The sequence below is a fragment of the Hymenobacter lapidarius genome, assembly GCF_001816145.1.
GTDB classification, from domain to species: Bacteria; Bacteroidota; Bacteroidia; order Cytophagales; family Hymenobacteraceae; genus Hymenobacter; species Hymenobacter lapidarius.
This window is the reverse complement of record NZ_MDZB01000120.1, coordinates 1-18,250: the sequence shown is the minus strand read 5'-3', so window position 1 is coordinate 18,250 and position 18,250 is coordinate 1. Positions and strand designations below refer to the sequence as shown.

Genomic DNA, 18,250 nt, shown 5'->3' with positions numbered 1-18,250 from the left:
TGTGCGGGGAGCGGGGGCTGCAAGCCCCCAACCGACGAGGCTTCCAGAGTATAACTCTGAAAGAGCAACGTGCCGCGCTACTATATGCAAGCAAAACGGCCGCCTCAGAAAACCGAGGCGGCCGTTTCAATTAACCAAAAAGCGGGATAAACTACCGCTGCGACAACTGCGCCGAACCGCTTTCTTTCAGGCGAATCAGGTTCAGGGCCGAGCCGGCTTTGAACCACTCAATTTGGCCTTCGTTGTAGGTGTGGTTGAGCGTGATGAGGTCGGTGTCGCCATCGGCGTGGTGCAGGCGGGCCTGCAGGGGCTGGCCGGGCGTGAAGTTGGTTAGGCCGAGGATGTCGATGGTGTCGCCTTCCTCAATCAGGTCGTAGTCGGCCTTGTTGTCGAAGGTGAGGCCAAGCATGCCCTGCTTTTTCAGGTTGGTTTCGTGGATGCGGGCGAAGCTTTTCACAATCACGGCGCGCACGCCGAGGTGGCGGGGCTCCATGGCGGCGTGCTCACGCGAGCTGCCTTCGCCGTAGTTCTCATCGCCCACCACTACCGTGCCGATGCCGAGGCTCTTGTAGCCCCGCGCGGCCTGGGGCACGGTGGTGTAGCCGTCGCCCTGGGTTGAGAAGTCCTTCACCTCGTTGGGCTTGCCGTTGAAGGCATTGGTGGCCCCGATGAGCATGTTGTTGGAGATGTTATCCAAGTGGCCGCGGTACTTCAGCCACGGGCCGGCCATGGAAATGTGGTCCGTAGTGCACTTGCCCTGGGCCTTGATGAGCAGGCGCAACCCTTTCAGGTCGGTGCCTTCCCAGGCGCGGAACGGCTCGAGCAATTCGAGGCGGTCGGAGCTGGGGCTTACCAGCACCTGCACGCCGCTGCCATCGGCCGCGGGCGCCTGGAAACCGGCATCTTCCACGGCAAAGCCGAGGGGCGGCATTTCCACGCCGCGGGGCTCGTCGAGCTTCACGGGGCCGTTGGCGCCGGGCAGGGTATCGGTGAGCGGATTGAAAGTAAGGTCGCCGGCAATGGCGAAGGCCGTCACGATTTCGGGCGAAGCCACGAAGGCGTGGGTGTTCGGGTTGCCGTCGTTGCGCTTAGCAAAGTTGCGGTTGAAGCTCGTGATGATGGAGTTGCGGCGCTTGGGGTCATCGGTGTGGCGGGCCCACTGGCCGATGCACGGACCACAGGCGTTAGCCAGCACCACGCCGCCCATCTGCGAGAACGTGTCGAGGAGGCCGTCGCGGGCCACGGTGTAGCGCACCAGCTCCGAGCCGGGCGTGATGGTGAACTCGGCGTTCACCGTCAGGCCCTTGGACACGGCCTGGGCGGCAATGCTGGCGGCGCGGGTGATGTCCTCGTAGCTGGAGTTGGTGCAGGAGCCGATGAGGCCGACTTCCAGCTTCTCGGGCCAGCCGTGCTCACGCACCGCGGCGGCGAACTCCGAAATGGGCCAGGCCGCGTCCGGCGTGAACGGGCCGTTCACGTAGGGCTCCAGCGTGTTGAGGTCGATTTCGATGAGCTGGTCGTAGAAACGCTCGGGCTGGGCGTACACCTCGTCGTCGGCGCGCAGGTGCTGGCGCACGGCGGCGGCGGCCTCGGCGATATCGGCGCGGCCGGTGCCGCGCAGGTAGTCGCCCATTTTCTCATCGTAGGAGAATACCGACGTAGTGGCGCCGATTTCAGCGCCCATGTTGCAAATGGTGCCCTTGCCGGTGGCCGAGAGGCTTTCGGCACCGTCGCCGAAGTACTCCACGATGGCGCCCGTGCCGCCTTTCACGGTCAGGATGCCGGCTACTTTCAGGATTACGTCTTTGGCCGAAGTCCAGCCGTTCATCCGGCCGGTCAGCTTCACGCCAATCACCTTCGGGAACTTCAGTTCCCAGGCCATGCCGGCCATCACGTCCACGGCATCGGCACCGCCCACGCCGATGGCAATCATGCCCAGGCCGCCCGCGTTGGGGGTGTGGGAGTCGGTACCAATCATCATGCCGCCGGGGAAGGCGTAGTTTTCCAGCACTACCTGGTGAATGATGCCGGCGCCGGGCTTCCAGAAGCCAATGCCGTACTTATTGGATACCGAGGCCAGGAAGTCGTACACCTCCTTGTTTTCGGTGTTGGCTTCGGCCAGGTCGGGCGTGGCGCCGTCCTTAGCCTGAATGAGGTGGTCGCAGTGCACGGTGCTGGGCACGGCGGCGGTGGGCTTGCCGGCCTGCATGAACTGGAGCAGGGCCATCTGGGCCGTGGCGTCCTGCATGGCCACCCGGTCGGGGGCGAAATCGACGTAGGAAACGCCGCGCTCGTACGCTTGCTTTACTTCGCCGCCAAACAGGTGGGCGTAGAGAATTTTCTCGGTGAGGGTGAGCGGGCGCGCCACGGCGGTGCGGGCCGCCTCGATGCGGGAACCCATGCCGGCGTACACGGCGCGAATCATTTCCAGGTCGAAAGCCATAGGATGCGGAGGTAAATAATGTGTTGGTGCAAATGTAGTACGTGCGTTAGGTTGGACCTAACCGGAATCCACAGAAGCCGTTTCTGCTACGCTTAACGCAGGATTTGGGCGTGGCGTTATATATGTGGCGCAGGTGCTGAGAGCCGTGGCTAGGCCACAGCGTGCCCACCAAACGCGGCGGCAGGCGGCAACCTATTGGCTCAAGTCGCGGTTGTGGAGCTTCCGTTTGCATTTTTGCGGTTACTTATGAATACACCTATTGTTCGCCTAGTGGCTACGGCCGCGCTGGGCCTGGGCCTGGGAGCCTGCCAGTCCAATACCGCTACTACTGAAACGGCGGCCGCTGGCGGCACCGCGGCGCCCGTGCTCACACTCGGCCCCTGGCGTGGGGTACTGGCCACGCAGGGCCAGGAAATTCCGTTTTTGTTTGAAGTAAAAACTGAGGCCGGCAAGCCGGTGGTCTACCTTGTTAATAAGGGCCTGGACGGTGAGGAGCGGCTGCGCTGCGAGGAAATCTCCTCGGCCGGCGACTCCACCACCATCCGGCTGCACACGTTTGACGCCGCGCTGGTGGTACGGGCCGATGGCAAGGACAAGCTGAAAGGAATTTGGGTGAAGTATGATGCCAAGGACCCGTACCGCGTGCCGATGACGGCGACTGCGGGCAACTCCAATGACTTATTTATTAGCGATGAGAAAATCACTTTTGGCATCTCCAAGGCGCAGGTCGAAGGCCAGAAATACAGGGTCGAATTTAGGGATAGCGAAGGCAAGACTTATCCGGCGGTTGGAATTTTTAAACAGAACCAATCCGATGGAAGCTACACTGGCACCTTTTTAACTACGACTGGCGATTACCGGTATTTATCCGGGAATATGGTATCGCGGGCCAAAAAACCTCATTTGATGCTTTCCACTTTTGACGGAAATCATGCGTTTCTCTTCGACGCAATACCTGATAAAAACGATTATAAAGGCGACTTCTATTCCGGCAAGTCCAGCCACGAAACCTTCACAGCCGTGCTCGACCCCACTGCCAAACTCCCCGATGCCAGCACCCTCACCTACCTCAAAAAAGGCGAGACGCGGCTGAATTTCAAGTTCCCCAGCGTGTTTGAGGGCGGCGTGGTGGACCCTACCGCGCCCAGGTACCGCGGCAAAGTGGTGGTCGTCCAAATCCTGGGCTCGTGGTGCCCCAACTGCATGGACGAAACCAACTTCCTGGCGCCGTGGTACGAGAAAAACAAGAGCCGCGGCGTGGAAGTCATCGGCCTGGGCTACGAGCGTAGCGCCGACTACAAAGCGGCATCGGCCCGGCTGCGCAACATGCGCGAGCGGTTTAACATCGGCTACGAACTGGCCGTGGCCGGCGTATCCAACAAGGACTCGGTGGCCAAGTCGCTGCCGCAGCTGGCGAAGTTCCTGGCCTTCCCCACCACCATTTTCCTGGATAAAAAGGGCAACGTGCGGAAGATTCACACCGGCTTTGCCGGCCCCGGCACGGGCAAGTACTACGAGGAGGAAATTGCCAGCTTCAACCGCGAAGTGGACAAGCTGCTGAAGGAATAGCGCACGCGCGGAAGCAGTTTAGGCCCTAATCAGTCGACATATAAGAGCTTAAGACAAACCCTGCTCTTTTCCGTATCTTGATTGGAACGAAGTGCGGCGTGATAGACACGGCGGCTTGTTCTGGCCTTTTCTCCTTGTTCAGTCATGAAAAACATCCTCGTCCCCACCGACTTTTCGGCCGAATCCCACCATGCCTACGAAGTAGCCCTGCAGTTGGCGCAGCATACGGGCGCAGCGTGACGCTGCTGCACGTGCTCGAAGCGCCTGAATCGGCCACGGCCAATTTCAGTGCCTATGGTGGGCCGGTGAATGGGTCGGAAATGCCAAACAGCGGCGGCGGCATGGATGCGTTGTTCACCATCAAGCTGATGGAGGTAACCAAGCGCCGCATGGCCGCTTTAAAAGAGGAAGCGCAGGGCCTCGCCCCCGGCGTATCGGTGCAGGACACGGTGGAAGTCTCGCGCATCGGCGACGGCATTCTGGCCGCCGTGGAGAAGCACGGCACCGACCTGGTGGTGATGGGCGCCCAGGGCCACGGCGCCATGGAGGGCTTTTTTGTGGGGTCGAACACCGAGCGCATGATTCGCCTGGCACCCTGCCCGGTGCTTACCATAAAGCACCAGCAAGCCCGGTTCGAGGTGCGTAACATGGTGTTCCCGTCGGATTTCACCGAAGAGTCGGCCACCGCTACCGAGGGCCTGCGCCGGGTGGTGGCCGCCTTCCCCAACGCTACGGTGCACCTGCTGCACATTGTGTCCGATGCCAATTCCGCCACGGGGCAGCAGCACATTCAGGCATTTGCCGAGCGGGCGGGGCTGTCGAATGTTGTGATAGAAATAGTGAAGGCGGCCAGCACCACCAGCGGCATTGAGCAATATGCCCAGCAAATACAAGCCGATTTGGTGGTTGTTCCCACCCACGCCCGCTCGGGGCTGAGCCGCTTCTTTGAAACCAGCATTGCCGAAACCGTGGCCACCAACGCCTTCCCGCCGGTTTTGACGTATCATTTGCAAGCGTAGAAATCAGGCATAAAGGACAGAGCCACCCATTCCCGGCGCGCCTCCTGTCAGACCAGGCGCAGCCGCACCTGGAAATCGCCCCGCGGCCGTAGGGTGATGAGCGGCTGCATGGTTACGGGCGGCTGCCCGGCCACCCACTCCACATTGAACTGCCGCAGGAGCTCCAAGGTCACGAGCTGCATTTCGGTGAGGGCAAACTGCATGCCGATGCACAGGCGCGGCCCGCCGCCGAAGGGCACGTAGGCAAAGGGCTGCACGGGACGGGCCGCGCCCGGCGCAAACCGCGCGGGCCGGAACTCCTGGGGCTGGTCCCAGTACCCGGCGTGGTGGTGCAGGCCGTAGAAATAGAGCGAGAACAGCGTGCCTTTGGGAATATGCAGGCCCTGGTAGGTGTCGTCGGCCAGGGCCACGCGGTCCACCATCCAGGCCGGCGGGTAGCGGCGCATGGCTTCCTGCACGGCGTGCAGGGCGTGGCCCAGGCGGGGCAGGTCCTCGAGGGTGGGCGGGCGGCCCTGGAGCACGGCGGCCATCTCCGATTGGATGCGGGCGGCCTCGGCGGGGTGGTGGGCCAGCAGGTAGAGCAGCCAGGTGAGGGCGTTGGCGCTGGTTTCGTGGCCGGCAATGAGGAGGATGAGGGCTTCGTCGAGCACACGGTCCGGGGTCATGGGCTGGCCGGTGTCTTCGTAGCGGGCATCAAGCAGCATTTGCAGCAAGTCGTCGGGCGGGGTGGCGCCGGGCTGCTGGTTGGCCTGCTGGCGCTGCGCAATGAACCGGGCCAGCAGCGTGCGCAGCTCGGCGGCCAGGGCGTCGTGGTAGCCAAACTGCCCCCGCAGCCGGAACCACGGCTTGAGGTAGGGCTGCCGGATGGAGCGCACGAAAAACGCCTGAATCTCGGTGATGAGCCCCGCCAGCCGGTCCAGCTCGGCTTCGGGAAAGCTGGTGCTGAACACCGAGCGGGCAATGATGCGGAAGGTGAGCCGCGTCATCAGCTCGTGGGCGGGCACGGCAAGGGCTCCTCCCCCACTGGCAGCCTGCGCGGCCAGCGGCGCCAGCGTTTCCGTTATTATTTCCTGCATCAGCTCCGTGAGGCCGGCCACCCGCTGCCGGTGAAAGCCCGGCTGAATGAGCCGGCGCTGGCGCAGCCAGTCGGGCCCTTCGTTGGTGAGCAGCCCGTGGCCCACGTAGCGCGAGAAACCCTGCGTAAACTTCGATTTGGCGTAGTTGCGGTGGTTTTTCTGGAGAATATGCTGGGTCAGGCCAGGGTCGCGGGTGAGAATGCTCTTCTCCACGCCGCCGATGAACAGCTCCACGGTGTCGCCGTAGCGGGCCAGGGTGTCTTCCAGCACCGGCAGGGGGTCTTTGGCCAGCGCAAACGAGCGCAGCATGGAGCGCCAGCGCGGCACCCGCGGCAGGAAATACGGGCCAGCTGCCGTTTTATCCAGGTTTTCGGCGTCGGCCATGGGGAAGCCGCAATGAGACACGGCCCCCAAAAATAGCCACCCGCGCGGCCCATCTCATCTCTTTACGACCTGCCCGCGTAAACCAACCCGGGCCGCGGCCCACGCCATTTCCTTCCTTTCCCTAACCCCCCTCCTCTCTCCTATGTGGATTCAGCAAAATTCCAGCACGCCCGCCCCGCTCGCCGACCTGCAGGGCCGCGCCGTAGGCCTCAAATTTGAGTGTTCGTCGTGCAGTACCGAAGTCTTCACCGACCTCATCGGCGTGCCCGCCCCCAACGACCAGGCCGACTCCGTCGAGCACGCCGAGAACCACGAAATCGAGGAAATCAAGTGCCCCGGCTGCGACATTATCCACTCCCTGGAAGTAGACAGCTCCTTCGACGGCGTGACGTTTAAAGTGAGCGACGCCAAGGAAGTGAGCTACCAAGTGGCGCAGTAACCCCAGAATACGGATTTGACAGATTATTTGTGGTCCCGCTTTTACACGGCGGTTCAGCCCCGAAATCAGTTGATACTATTGCTAATCAGGAAACAAAAAGCCGCTCAACTTGAGCAGCTTTTTGTTTCCTGTAGCTGAAGAAGGAACCACCAACAATCCGTTGAATCAGTGGTCTATTTTTCCCGCTCTATCGTGTAGTTAATCAGCTCCTCCAGCGACGTGCGGCTGGGCGACTCGGGGAAGGTGTGCAGGATGGTTAAAGCTTCGTCGCGGTAGCGTTTCATGGTGGCAATGGCGTAGTCTAGCCCGCCCGACTGCTTCACGAACTCAATCACCTGCTGCACCCGGTCGCGGTGGCCTTCGTTGTTTTTCACGTTGAAGATGACCTTGCGCTTTTGCAGCCAGCTGGCTTGCTGCAGGGCATAAATGAGCGGCAGCGTCATCTTTTTTTCCTTGATGTCGATGCCCACCGGCTTGCCGATTTCGGCGGTGCCGTAGTCGAACAGGTCGTCTTTGATTTGGAAGGCTATGCCCACCTTCTCGCCGAACAGGCGGGCGCGCTCAATCACCTCTTTGTCGGCGCCCACAGAGGCCGCGCCCACGGCGGTGCAGGAGGCAATGAGGGATGCCGTTTTTTGCCGAATAATGTCGAAGTATACTTCCTCGGTGATGTCCAGCTTGCGGGCTTTTTCAATCTGCAGCAACTCGCCCTCGCTCAGCTCGCGCACGGCGTTGCTCACTATTTTGAGCAGGTCATAGTCGTCGTTTTCCAGGGCCAGCAGCAGGCCGCGCGACAGCAGGTAGTCGCCCACCAGCACGGCAATCTTGTTCTTCCAGAGCGCATTAATGGAAAAGAAGCCGCGGCGGTAATTGCTCTCGTCCACTACGTCGTCGTGCACCAGCGTAGCGGTGTGCAGCAGCTCGATGAGGGCCGCTCCCCGGAATGTGGCGTCGGGCAGGGGGTCGCCAGTGGCGGGTTCGGCGCGGGTGGCGCGGGCCGTGAGGAACACAAACATCGGCCGGATTTGCTTGCCTTTGCGCTTCACGATGTAGCCCATTATCTTGTCGAGCAGCAGCACCTTGGTGCGCATCGACTGGCGGAATTTGTGCTCAAATTCTTCCATTTCGGCCGCAATGGGGGCCTGAATCTGGTCGAGAGTGAAGGTTGGGGGAGTGTGGGGCATTGCGGCGACAATGATACGGCAGAACTGGAAAGTCTGGGCGGGAGGGTAAGCGGGTAGGCGGGCAGGAGGTTTTGAGACGGCGCCAACTTCCGGCCCGCCTACCCGCTTATTCTGCTGCCGCAAACGCCCTACCTTCGCCTATGCTCACTCATACCCCCTTTCTGCTCACGGGCACGCGCCACGGCCGGCCGTTCGAGGCCGATGCCACGTACCGCGCTACTGGTCAGCCGAAACCGGTGGTGGTTTTCGTGCACGGCTTCAAGGGATTTAAGGACTGGGGCCACTTCCCGCTGCTGGCCGATTTTTTTGCCGAACAGGGCTTTGTCTTTATTAAGCTGAACCTCTCGCACAACGGCATTGTGGTGGGCGGCACCGGCGATTTGGAGGATTTGGACGCCTTTGGCCGCAACAACTTCAGCATCGAGCTCGACGATATTGGTCAGGTCATCGACGCGCTGTTTGCGGCCGATGCCCCGCCCGTGCCCGTCGCCGAAATGGACCTGAGTCGCCTGTTTCTGGCCGGCCACAGCCGGGGCGGCGGGCTGGTGCTGCTCAAAGCGGCCGAAGACCCGCGCGTGCGGGCCGTGGCCACCTGGGCCGGCATTGCTGATGTGGACCAGCGCTGGCCCCAACCCGTGCTGGACGAGTGGCAGCGCACCGGCGTGGTGCACGTGCCCAACCTGCGCACCGGCCAAGACCTGCCGCTGCACTACCAGATTGTGGAGGACTACATCGCGAACCGCCCGCGCCTCGACATCCCGCACAACGTGCGCCGCCGCCTGCGCCAGCCCCTGCTGCTGGTGCACGGCGACGCCGACGAAACCGTGCCTCTCGCGGCCGCCCACGCCCTGCAGGAGCTCAAGCCCAACGCCGAGCTGCTGCTCGTGCCCGGCGCGGGGCACATGTTTGGCGGGGCGCACCCCTGGCCCAATGGCACCCTGCCCGAACCCGCCCACCTGGTGGCTCAGCAGACCGCCGACTTCTTTAAGCGCCAGGCATGAACAACTCGGTGGTAGCGTATTTGCTGCTGGGCAGCAACCTCGGCGACCGGGCGGCGCTGCTCCGGGCGGCGCGGGCCCAACTGGCAGCGGCTGGCGAAATCCTGGCCGCTTCGGCCCTCTACGAAACCGCCGCCTGGGGCCGCGAAGACCAGCCCGTCTTCCTCAACCAGGCCCTGGCCGTGCGCACGGCCTTGCCGGCCCGGCAGTTGCTGGAGCAGTGCCTGGCCACGGAGCGCCGGGCGGGCCGCGAGCGGCTGGAGCGCTGGGGCAGCCGCACCCTCGACGTGGACATCCTCCTCTACGCCGATGCCATTATCGACGAGCCTGACCTGACCCTGCCCCACCCCCGGCTGGCCGAGCGCCGCTTTGCGCTGGTGCCGCTGGCCGAAATTGCGCCGCAGCTGCGGCATCCGCAGCTGGGTTTGTCGGTGGCAGAGCTGCTGGCCCAATGTCCCGACCCGCTGCCAGTACGACTGTGGCCGGGGTAGTAGGGAGCATATTTTTTGCCAAGAAAATGCCGCCGGTTGGTGGTATTTGTATGAAAAAAGCCCGTTCTGGTAAGGGCTGGGCGCTAACACAGGCATGCATTACTATTCAAACTTTGGCCTGTATAAAACAAGCGGGCAGTGCGTAGCTTTACTGAAACCGGCTGGCAGCATCATTTTGGCAATAACCAGCCATCGGGTTACGTTCTTTATAAGAGCGGTAGGCGGCACTTTTCATGTTGATTCGTGCTTATCTATTCGCCTCCTTACCTGCTCCCTTATGCTTGCAGAGCTACCGCATCCTGCCCCGTCTGGTTCCAATCGTTTTTCACTGCGTAAGTCTGAATCAGGCCGAATGGCAGGTTACCGACGCGCGGTTGGGTGGCTGTTCACGCTGTTATTCCTGCTGGTAAGCGGCGCGGCCACCACGGCCCTGGCGCAGGGCACGCCGCCCCCACCTCCGGAGTGCGCGGCCGATGAGAAGTTTGCCAACACCTGGTACTTCGGCTTCAAGGCGGGGCTGGACTTCAACCAGGCTACCGACTCCATTCCTCCGAAGGTGCTCACTGATGGGGCGATGATTGCTCCTGCCGGCTCGGGGGTGATGTCGGATAAAGATGGCAAAATCCTCTTCTACAGCAACGGTAGAACCGTTTGGAACGGCGACGGCACCGTGATGACTAACGGCAGGGGGCTGGCTGGCGACAGCACCACCACCGACGGCCCCCTGCCCCTTAGAACGCCGGGCATTGTGTTGCCGGGCCAACCGACGCGCTACCTGCTCTTCACGCTTAACAGCACCGTGGGCCTGAGCTACTCGGAAATTGTGCTTCCCGCGGGTGGTGGGCCGGGCACCGTCACGGCCGCTACCAAGAACAAGCCCCTGGCCCGCGGTACGGCGGAGAAGCTCACGGGTGTATTTCATAAAAATGGCTGCGATATCTGGGTTATCACGCACGGCTGGGGCGCCGCTAAGACTGGCAATAACAATCGCGGCGATGCTTTTCTGGCCTACCGCGTGCGCCTGACAACCGGCGTGGATACTATTCCCATTATTTCGACCGTCGGCAGCCTGCACGCGCCGAGCGTAGCGGCCCTGGGCTACAAAGGCCAGATGAAGGTAACCCCCGATGGCAAGCGGCTGGCCCTGGCCCGCTACAGCGAAGTGCTGGGCGACAGCAGCAGCACCGTCGAGCTGTTTGGGTTTAACACTGGCACGGGCCAGGTGAGCGCCAACCCGCAGGTTCCGTTCATCGTGGACCGTGGCGAAGGAAAATACTACGGGGTGGGGTTTTCGCCCGGCAGCTACCTCTACGCCACGGTGCGCAACCCGCCCAAACTGCTGCAATTTGACATTAGCGGCAATGGGCCGGTTACCAAGCAGGACATTCCGCTCAAGCAGAAAATGCCCGTCGACTTGGGCTCGATGCAGGCTGCGCCCGATGGCAAGATTTACGTGGCCCGCAACAACCAGCCTGCCCTGGGCTTCATTGCCTCTCCCGACTCGCTGGGAGCCAAGGCCCGCTACGCCGACGACAGCCTGAAACTGGACGGCCGCCTGAGTGGCCTGGGTCTGGTCAACTTCAACCAAAGCTCCCTGCTGCGCGTGGGCCCTTCGGCGGAGATAACGGGTTGCCGGCAAATCTCCTTTAAGGCCCCGCCCATTGACTTTGACGGAAAAACCTACTCTTGGAAGTTTGGCGACGGTACCACTTCGACCGAGGAGAATCCCGTTCACATCTACGCTACACCCGGCCTCTACACCGTAACGCTACGCATCACGACCGAATGCTTTTGCCGCGAAAGCTCGGGCAGTATCCTGGTGCCGGCTCTACCCGAGCCGGGCAGAATTGCTGCCCCCCAGACAATATGCGCCGGCAGCCCCGTAGCCCCGCTCACTAGCACGACGGCTGCTTCGGGAGATGCCGGCCTGCCGCTCGTTTACCAATGGCAATCCTCATCGGATAACACCACTTTCACGAATATCAGCGGAGCCACCGGTGCCAGCTACACACCGCCAAATTCACTCCCGGTTGGCATAACTTATTTCCGGCGGCTCGCTCAGTTACTGCTGCCTGACCAATCAGGCCCCTACTGTGAATCCGTACCTACCGCCCCCTCGGTAGCCATCACGGTGACTCCAGCGCTGACAACGGGCACCATTGCCGCTGACCAGACCGTGTGCGCCGGCAGCCCCGTTGCCCCGCTCACGAGCGCTACCCCCGCCACGGGTGGCGACGGCACGTTCGTTTATCAGTGGGAATCCTCCCCGTCGGCCAATGGCCCTTGGACGGCCATCGCCGGTGCTACTAGCGACACTTATACCCCCGGTCCGCTCACGGTTACCACTTCCTTCCGGCGCCAGGTAACTTCCGGCCCCTGCACCACCCCGCCCTCCAACGTGGTAACGATAACCGTAGTACCTGCTCTGACGGCAGGTACCATTGCGGCTAGCCAGGCCCTATGTGCGGGCACTCCCGCCGCTCCCCTCACCAGCACCGCACCCGCCACGGGTGGCGCGGGTGGCATTGATTACCAGTGGGAATCGTCTGCGGATAATGTGACGTGGACGGCCATTGCGGGCGCCACCGGGGCGAGCTATGACCCGGGCCAGGTGCCTGCTACCACTAGCTACCGGCGCCGAGCCAGCTCCGGCACGGCCTGCACCCCGGTTTTCTCCAACGTCGTTACCATCACCGTGACGCCGGCACTGACAACGGGCAGCATCGCCGCCGACCAAAGCGTGTGCGCTGGCAGCCCCGTGGTCCCGCTCACAAGCACTGCTCCAGCTACGGGCGGTACCGGCACGCTTGCCTATCAGTGGCAATCGTCGCCGACGGCTACCGGTCCTTGGACCGCCATTGTCGGCGCCACCAACGAAACCTATGCCCCTGGCCTGCTCACGGCTACCACCTCCTTCCGGCGGCTGGTGAGTTCGGGGGTCTGCAATGCCCTGCCCTCGAATGTGGTAACCGTGACCGTGGTACCGGCCCTAACGGCTGGTAGTATCGCCGCCAGCCAGGCCCTGTGTGCCGGCACCCCCGTGGCGCCCCTCACAAGCACCGCCCCGGCTGCTGGCGGTACGGGTGCTGTGGCCTACCAGTGGCAGTCGTCGCCGACGGCCACCGGTCCTTGGACCGACATCGCCGGCGCCACCGGTGAAACCTACGCTCCCGGCCCGCTCACGGCTACTACCTCCTTCCGGCGCCAGGCCAGCGCGGGGTCTGCCTGTGCCCCGGTTTTCTCCAATGTGGTCACCATCACCGTCACGCCGGCGTTGACCGCTGGCACCATTGGCGCCAGCCAGACGCTATGCCCGGGCGCTACCCCGACCCCGCTCACGAGCACTGCCCCGGCCACGGGCGGCACCGGCACCTTTGCTTTCCAATGGGAATCATCGCCGACGGATAACGGTCCCTGGACGGCTATTGCCGGCGCCACCAACGAAACCTATGCCCCTGGCCCGCTCACGGTTACCACTTCCTTTCGGCGCCGGGTTAGCTCCGGGCTGTGCGGGCCGGAGTTTACGCCTGCCGTCACCCTGACGGTGCTGCCGGCACTGGTGGCCGGCAGCATTGCGGCCGACCAAACCATCTGCGCCGGCGCTACGCCAGCGCCGCTCACCAGCAGCGCCCCGGCTAGCGGCGGCACCGGCGCATTTGCGTATCAGTGGGAATCTTCATTGGATAATGCAAACTGGACTGCCTTGGCAAACGCCAGCGGACCCAATTATTCCCCCGGCCCACTTTCGGTCACCACTTACTTCCGGCGCCGGGTAACTTCGGGCACCGGCAGCTGCGCCACGGCGGTTTCCAATGTGGTGACGATACGCGTGCAGCCCCTGGTGACGACTGGCGTGACCCTTGCTACTCCGCCTGTGGTGTGCCCCGGCACTCCGCTGACCTTTACGGCGGTGGCCACCAACGCGGGCGCCACGCCCACTTTCCAGTGGTTTGTCAACAACGTGGCCGTGGCCAGCGGGCCTAGCTTCACGAGCAGCACCGTGGTTACCGGCGATGTGGTGCGCGTGACGGTAACGCCCACGGCGGGGCTGTGCAGCACGGGCCCTGCCACGGCCTCCGTCACGGTGACGCGCACGCCCACGCCGGTGCCTACTCTTCTGATTACGTTCCAGCCGGGCGGGCCCGTTTGCCTGGGTGCGCCAATTACGTTCAGCATCGCTACGGTGACCGAAGCCGGCTCGGCTCCCCAGTACCAGTGGCAGGTAAACGGCACCGACGTGGCGGGCGAGACGCGCCCGGTATTTACCAGTACGACGCTACGCGAGGGCCAGACCGTAACGCTGCGGCTGCGTACGACTAATGCGTGCGGACAGCCAGTTGAGGTTGTTTCCAATGGCATAGCGGTGCGCATTCAGCCGCCGGTTGATGTGGATGCCGGCCCCGACAAGGAGATTCTGGCGGGCACCTCGGTGACGCTGGAAGGCCGCGCCGACGGCATTTACCCCGTGACGTGGACGCCGACGGCAAGCCTCACCTTCCGTCCCAACGAGCCGTTGCGGCCCATTGCCTCGCCCACCGTTACCACCACCTACACCTTGTCGGCCGGGACGGACGGCTGCACCGACTCCGACCAAGTGACGGTGGTCGTGCGGCCCCCCATTCGCATTCCCAATGCCTTCACGCCCAACAACGACGGGCGCGACGACACCTGGCAGATTGAGTTCATCGAGCAATTCCCGGAAAATACTGTGACCGTATTCAACCGCTGGGGCAACCAGATTTTCTCGGCCAACAACTACAGCCGGGCCAACGAGTGGCGCGGCGACATCAACGGCCAGCCCGCGCCGGTGGGCACTTACTACTACGTGGTGGTCACGAAGGGTCCGCTGGGCCGGTCCTACAGCGGCTCGATTACGATTTTGTATTAACAGCATATCCGGCGGCAGCCATCGCCACCGGACTACCTTCTTCTTGGATAGACTGACGCTAAGGCCATTACTGTTATGAAAAGAGCTCTAATTCTACTGCTGTTTCCGCTGCTACTGCTGGCCGCCGCGCCCGCCCGGGCCCAGCAGCAGGCGCAGTACAGCCAGTACATGAACAACAATTACATCCTCAACCCCGGCGCCACGGGCGTGGAGGACTACATTGATGTGAAGCTGAGCTACCGCACCCAGTGGACGGGCCTAGAGGGCGCCCCAAAAACCTACTACGCCAGCGCCAGCTCCTCGCTGGGCAAATGGCGCAGCACCCCCAAGCGCACCATCCGCGACCTGCGCCGGCCCTTTCACGCCGTGGGCGGCATCGTGTACAACGACGTGACCGGGCCCACGAGCCGGGCCGGGGCCTACCTCTCCTACGCCTACAACATGGTGCTCACGCCCGACCTGCGGCTGGCGTTGGGCGTGACGGCGGGCATGCAGCAGTTTGCCGTGGACGGCCAGCAGCTGCAGTTTTTCGACCGCACGACCCGGGCCGCCAGCTCTGCTTCGCGGGTGCCCGATGCCTCGGTGGGGGCCTGGATGTACAGCTCCAAGTTTTACGTGGGCGTGTCGGGCGCGCAGCTGCTGGGCAACCAGCTCAAGTTTTCCTACGGCCCCAACTCCATGGGCGAGGGCGCACCCGGCAACTCCCTGAAGCGGCACTACTTTGCCACGGCCGGCGTGCGGCTGCCTATCAACGACGACTGGTCTCTGGTGCCGTCGGTGCTGGTGAAGGCTGTGAACCCGGCCCCGCTCTCGGTCGATATCAACGCCAAGCTTAAGTACCAGGACCTGCTCTGGGCCGGCGTGTCGTGGCGCGCCTTCGACTCGGCTGTGGCCATGGTGGGCCTTAGCTACGAGCAGTATACGCTGGGCTATTCCTACGATGCAGGCCTCTCCGAGCTGGCCGGCTACAACGGCGGCAGCCACGAAATCCTGGTGGGCCTGCGGCTCAAGAAAAAGGCGCAGGTGGTGTGCACCAACCGGTTCTGGTAGGAAAGGCTCTTGTTAGTCGTTCAGCAGTGCCCACCAAACTAAAACAATCATAAATTCAGTCATGCTGAGCGCAGCGAAGCATCCTATACCCGCTGAACGACTTGTTCAGCCCTGATAGGATGCTTCGCTGCGCTCAGCATGGCAGGGCTTTTCACTATCTGATAACAGGCCACTCCAGCGGGGCCAGCTGGCGCAACGCGGCTGCGTTGCTGCCGGCGCGGCCCGCGGAGTAGGCCAGCCACAGCCCCACTACCCCCACCACCAGCCAGGAAGGCCACTTTTGGCTACCTAACGGCGACGTAAACCAGCGTCCTACGCCCAGCAGGGCCAACAGCACCACCGGCCCAAAAAGAACGCTGGCGTACCGCTCGGCATCGTAGAGACCGGCGGCGCTGCGAGTAAAGGTGGTGGCAACGAGCAGCAGCAACAGGAAACAGGCGACGGCCACCCACAACACGACGGGGAAATGCCGGACCCACGGCGAAAAGACGGGTGAAGCCGCCGGGCGTTCCTCCCAACCTACACTGCGGGGCCATAGCCATGCCAGCAGGCCCGCCAGTGCCAGCACCCAAACAGCCGTCAACTCGGGCCGCCAGGCGGCGCGCACCGGCAGCAGCCACCGACTCAACACGAAGCCGTAGTCGGCGGCGGAGCTGAAGAACTGCGCCCAGCCCTGATTCATTTTGTACACGGTGGGCGCGGCGAGCAGTAGGGCGTAAAAGTGCCACGCCAGGCCGCCCAGGCCCGTGAACACGAAATGACAGGTCACCAGAAGGCGCTGCCTCGGCGCCAGGTGCTTGTGCTGCACCACCAATCCCAGGGCCAGGCCGGCCAGCAGAAAAAGCCCCGCCGTGCGCTGCAGCGGCAGCAAAAACCCCATGGCCGTAGCCGCGGCCCACCACTGGCCGCGCCACGTTTGCAGCCCCCGGAACAAGGCCAGCACGTAGCCCGCCACCAGAGTTAGAAATACGGTTTCGCCCCACACAAACTTGCTCACCACCAGCCAGGGCGTACTCAGGGCCAGCGCCCACGGCACTGCCAGGGCCGCAGCCCGCGGCAACAGCTGCCGCCCCAGCTGGCTCCAGGCCAACAGGCTCATTGCCAGGGCGACGCCGTGCAAAATCCGCAGCGCCCCCAAACTGCCGCCCAGCGCCACCAGCACGGGGTAGAGCGGCGGCCAGTAGCGGTAGGCCGTACCATCGGGGTTGAGCAGGTGGCCGCTGGCCCGCAGCGTACCGGCCGCGTGCAGGTAAAAGCCGGAATCGGCGGTGCCAGCCAGGCCGGGGGCCGTGGCCCAGGCATACAGGCCGAGCTGCACCAGCAGCGCCAGTGCCACCGACCAGCCAAACCACCGCTCGGCTCCCCTCACGCGCGGCCCCACCTACCCGATAACGGCCGTGGGCACAATCTTCTTCACCAGCCCTTGCAGCACCTTGCCGGGGCCGCATTCCACAAACTCGGTGGCGCCATCGGCGGCCATGTGCTGCACGGCCTGGGTCCAGCGCACGGGCGCGGTGAGCTGGCGCAGCAGGTTGGCCTTGATTTCGGCCGGCGACGAATGGGGCCGCGCGTCCACGTTCTGGTACACGGGGCAGCAGGCCTCGTTGAAGGTGGTTTTCTCAATGGCCTCGGCCAGGGCGGCGGCGGCGCTCTGCATCAGGGGCGAGTGGAAGGCCCCGCCCACAGGCAGCGGCAAGGCACGCTTGGCGCCAGCGGCTTTCAGGGCCTCGCAGGCGGCGGCCACGCCCTCGGCCGAACCAGAAATAACGAGCTGGCCGGGGCAGTTGTAGTTGGCGGCAACCACCACGTGGCCCGCGCTCGAAATCTCCTTGCAAATGCGCTCCACAATGGCATCGTCCAGCCCCAGAATGGCGGCCATGGTGCCGGGCTGCTCCTCGCAGGCGGCCTGCATGGCCTGGGCGCGGCGGGCCACCAGCGGCAGCGCATTCTCGAAGCGCAGCACGCCCGCGGCCACCAGCGCCGAGAACTCGCCCAGGGAGTGGCCGGCCGTCATGGCGGGCCGCAGCTCCGGGCGGGCCACAAACTGAGCCACCGAATGCACGAAGATGGCGGGCTGAGTTACGTCGGTGCGGCGCAGGTCCTCATCGGAACCCGTAAACATGATGGTGGTCAGGCTAAAGCCCAGAATGTCGTTGGCTTGCGTGAGCAAGGCCCGGGCCTCCAGGCTTTGGTCGAACAGCTCGCGGGCCATGCCCGGAAACTGGCTGCCCTGGCCGGGAAACACGATGGCGGTTTTTACAGAATCAGAAGCGGAAATCGGGTTCACGTCGAAGCTTGTTAGGAGTTAAAAAGGACCTCTGAGCGGGCCGCCGGGCTGCCAGCCACCGCAGCAGTTGGGGCTGCAAGCTGCACAAAAGCGGCCATTCGCACAAATCAACACGAAAAAGGCCACCCCTGCGGAGTGGCCTTTTTTAGGGTGCGGGCGATGAGCGCGGCCCGGTGCTAGCGCACAACCTCCACCCAGCCCTTGTAGGTGCGCTTGGTGTTGGCGAAGTCGGCAAACTCTACCTCGGCCAGGTAGTAGTAGATGCCGCCGGACACCCGCGTACTGGTACTGGCCCCCGATTCGCTGCTCTGGCTGTTGCCGGTCCAGTTGATGAGGACGCGGTCGGCGGAGGTGGTCACGTTCTCGAAGACCTTCACGCCCCAGCGGTTGAAGGCCTGGAAGCGGATGCGCCGCACCGGGCT

General features: G+C 63.4%; 14 protein-coding genes. 8 read left to right on the top strand and 6 right to left on the bottom strand.

All coding sequences use genetic code 11. The features are described 5' to 3' along the window. Positions 1-151: 151 nt before the first annotated feature. Positions 152-2,443 carry an aconitate hydratase gene (locus tag BEN47_RS13145; RefSeq protein ID WP_070728859.1) on the bottom strand — a complete coding sequence of 764 codons (2,292 nt, stop codon included), beginning with the start codon at positions 2,441-2,443 and terminating at the stop codon, positions 152-154. A 246-nt stretch (positions 2,444-2,689) separates the two neighbouring features. On the opposite strand from BEN47_RS13145, the gene BEN47_RS13140 reads away from it, so the two are divergent. From BEN47_RS13140 to BEN47_RS13135, 3 genes are all read left to right on the top strand, one after another. Continuing rightward, on the top strand, positions 2,690-4,012 hold the full coding sequence (locus tag BEN47_RS13140; protein ID WP_070728858.1) for a peroxiredoxin family protein: 1,323 nt from the start codon (positions 2,690-2,692) through the stop codon (positions 4,010-4,012). A 144-nt stretch (positions 4,013-4,156) separates the two neighbouring features. Continuing rightward, positions 4,157-4,252, top strand: coding sequence for a universal stress protein (locus BEN47_RS21495; RefSeq protein WP_158011009.1), 96 nt, complete (start codon positions 4,157-4,159; stop codon positions 4,250-4,252). Next, positions 4,249-5,031 (top strand): universal stress protein, encoded by a 783-nt coding sequence (locus BEN47_RS13135; RefSeq protein ID WP_070728857.1) that lies wholly within the window; start codon positions 4,249-4,251, stop codon positions 5,029-5,031. Before BEN47_RS21495 ends, BEN47_RS13135 begins: the two co-directional genes overlap by 4 nt. Positions 5,032-5,078: 47 nt before the next feature. Here BEN47_RS13135 and BEN47_RS13130 read toward each other — a convergent pair whose 3' ends face one another. Next, complete coding sequence (locus BEN47_RS13130) at positions 5,079-6,491, bottom strand: cytochrome P450 (protein ID WP_070728856.1); 1,413 nt, start codon at positions 6,489-6,491, stop codon at positions 5,079-5,081. A 142-nt stretch (positions 6,492-6,633) separates the two neighbouring features. Between BEN47_RS13130 and BEN47_RS13125 the strand changes: the two genes are divergently transcribed. Continuing rightward, on the top strand, positions 6,634-6,930 hold the full coding sequence (locus BEN47_RS13125) for a hypothetical protein (protein WP_070728855.1): 297 nt from the start codon (positions 6,634-6,636) through the stop codon (positions 6,928-6,930). A 173-nt stretch (positions 6,931-7,103) separates the two neighbouring features. Here BEN47_RS13125 and BEN47_RS13120 read toward each other — a convergent pair whose 3' ends face one another. Beyond that, positions 7,104-8,114, bottom strand: coding sequence for a polyprenyl synthetase family protein (locus BEN47_RS13120; RefSeq protein WP_070728854.1), 1,011 nt, complete (start codon positions 8,112-8,114; stop codon positions 7,104-7,106). 140 nt (positions 8,115-8,254) lie between these two features. Between BEN47_RS13120 and BEN47_RS13115 the strand changes: the two genes are divergently transcribed. The 4 genes from BEN47_RS13115 to BEN47_RS13100 all read left to right on the top strand — a co-directional run bounded on the left by BEN47_RS13115 (position 8,255) and on the right by BEN47_RS13100 (position 15,541). Beyond that, complete coding sequence (locus BEN47_RS13115; protein ID WP_070728853.1) at positions 8,255-9,115, top strand: alpha/beta hydrolase family protein; 861 nt, start codon at positions 8,255-8,257, stop codon at positions 9,113-9,115. Continuing rightward, on the top strand, positions 9,112-9,603 hold the full coding sequence (gene folK / locus BEN47_RS13110; protein ID WP_070728852.1) for a 2-amino-4-hydroxy-6-hydroxymethyldihydropteridine diphosphokinase: 492 nt from the start codon (positions 9,112-9,114) through the stop codon (positions 9,601-9,603). Before BEN47_RS13115 ends, folK begins: the two co-directional genes overlap by 4 nt. Before the next feature lie 352 nt (positions 9,604-9,955). After that, positions 9,956-14,491 carry a DUF8696 domain-containing protein gene (locus BEN47_RS22185; protein ID WP_070728851.1) on the top strand — a complete coding sequence of 1,512 codons (4,536 nt, stop codon included), beginning with the start codon at positions 9,956-9,958 and terminating at the stop codon, positions 14,489-14,491. Between the two features lie 75 nt (positions 14,492-14,566). Then, positions 14,567-15,541 (top strand): PorP/SprF family type IX secretion system membrane protein, encoded by a 975-nt coding sequence (locus BEN47_RS13100; protein ID WP_070728850.1) that lies wholly within the window; start codon positions 14,567-14,569, stop codon positions 15,539-15,541. Between the two features lie 154 nt (positions 15,542-15,695). Here BEN47_RS13100 and BEN47_RS13095 read toward each other — a convergent pair whose 3' ends face one another. The 3 genes from BEN47_RS13095 to BEN47_RS13085 form a co-directional block, all read right to left on the bottom strand. Further along, positions 15,696-16,922: a glycosyltransferase family protein gene (locus tag BEN47_RS13095; protein ID WP_125921665.1), complete on the bottom strand. Its 1,227-nt coding sequence runs from the start codon at positions 16,920-16,922 to the stop codon at positions 15,696-15,698. Next, positions 16,923-17,828, bottom strand: a complete 906-nt coding sequence (gene fabD / locus BEN47_RS13090; protein ID WP_262490404.1) for an ACP S-malonyltransferase — start codon at positions 17,826-17,828, stop codon at positions 16,923-16,925. Positions 17,829-18,004: 176 nt separating this feature from the next. Then, a partial coding sequence (locus BEN47_RS13085; protein WP_139147376.1) for a T9SS type B sorting domain-containing protein occupies positions 18,005-18,250 on the bottom strand: 246 nt, incomplete at its 5' end.

Coding starts and splice junctions, on each gene's coding strand:
- BEN47_RS13115 (WP_070728853.1), top strand. CDS start 8,255: ATGCTCACTCATACCCCCTTTCTGCTCACGGGCACGCGCCACGGCCGG.
- BEN47_RS13130 (WP_070728856.1), bottom strand. CDS start 6,491: ATGGCCGACGCCGAAAACCTGGATAAAACGGCAGCTGGCCCGTATTTC.
- BEN47_RS22185 (WP_070728851.1), top strand. CDS start 9,956: ATGGCAGGTTACCGACGCGCGGTTGGGTGGCTGTTCACGCTGTTATTC.
- folK (WP_070728852.1), top strand. CDS start 9,112: ATGAACAACTCGGTGGTAGCGTATTTGCTGCTGGGCAGCAACCTCGGC.
- BEN47_RS13145 (WP_070728859.1), bottom strand. CDS start 2,443: ATGGCTTTCGACCTGGAAATGATTCGCGCCGTGTACGCCGGCATGGGT.
- BEN47_RS13100 (WP_070728850.1), top strand. CDS start 14,567: ATGAAAAGAGCTCTAATTCTACTGCTGTTTCCGCTGCTACTGCTGGCC.
- BEN47_RS13125 (WP_070728855.1), top strand. CDS start 6,634: ATGTGGATTCAGCAAAATTCCAGCACGCCCGCCCCGCTCGCCGACCTG.
- BEN47_RS21495 (WP_158011009.1), top strand. CDS start 4,157: ATGAAAAACATCCTCGTCCCCACCGACTTTTCGGCCGAATCCCACCAT.
- BEN47_RS13120 (WP_070728854.1), bottom strand. CDS start 8,114: ATGCCCCACACTCCCCCAACCTTCACTCTCGACCAGATTCAGGCCCCC.
- BEN47_RS13140 (WP_070728858.1), top strand. CDS start 2,690: ATGAATACACCTATTGTTCGCCTAGTGGCTACGGCCGCGCTGGGCCTG.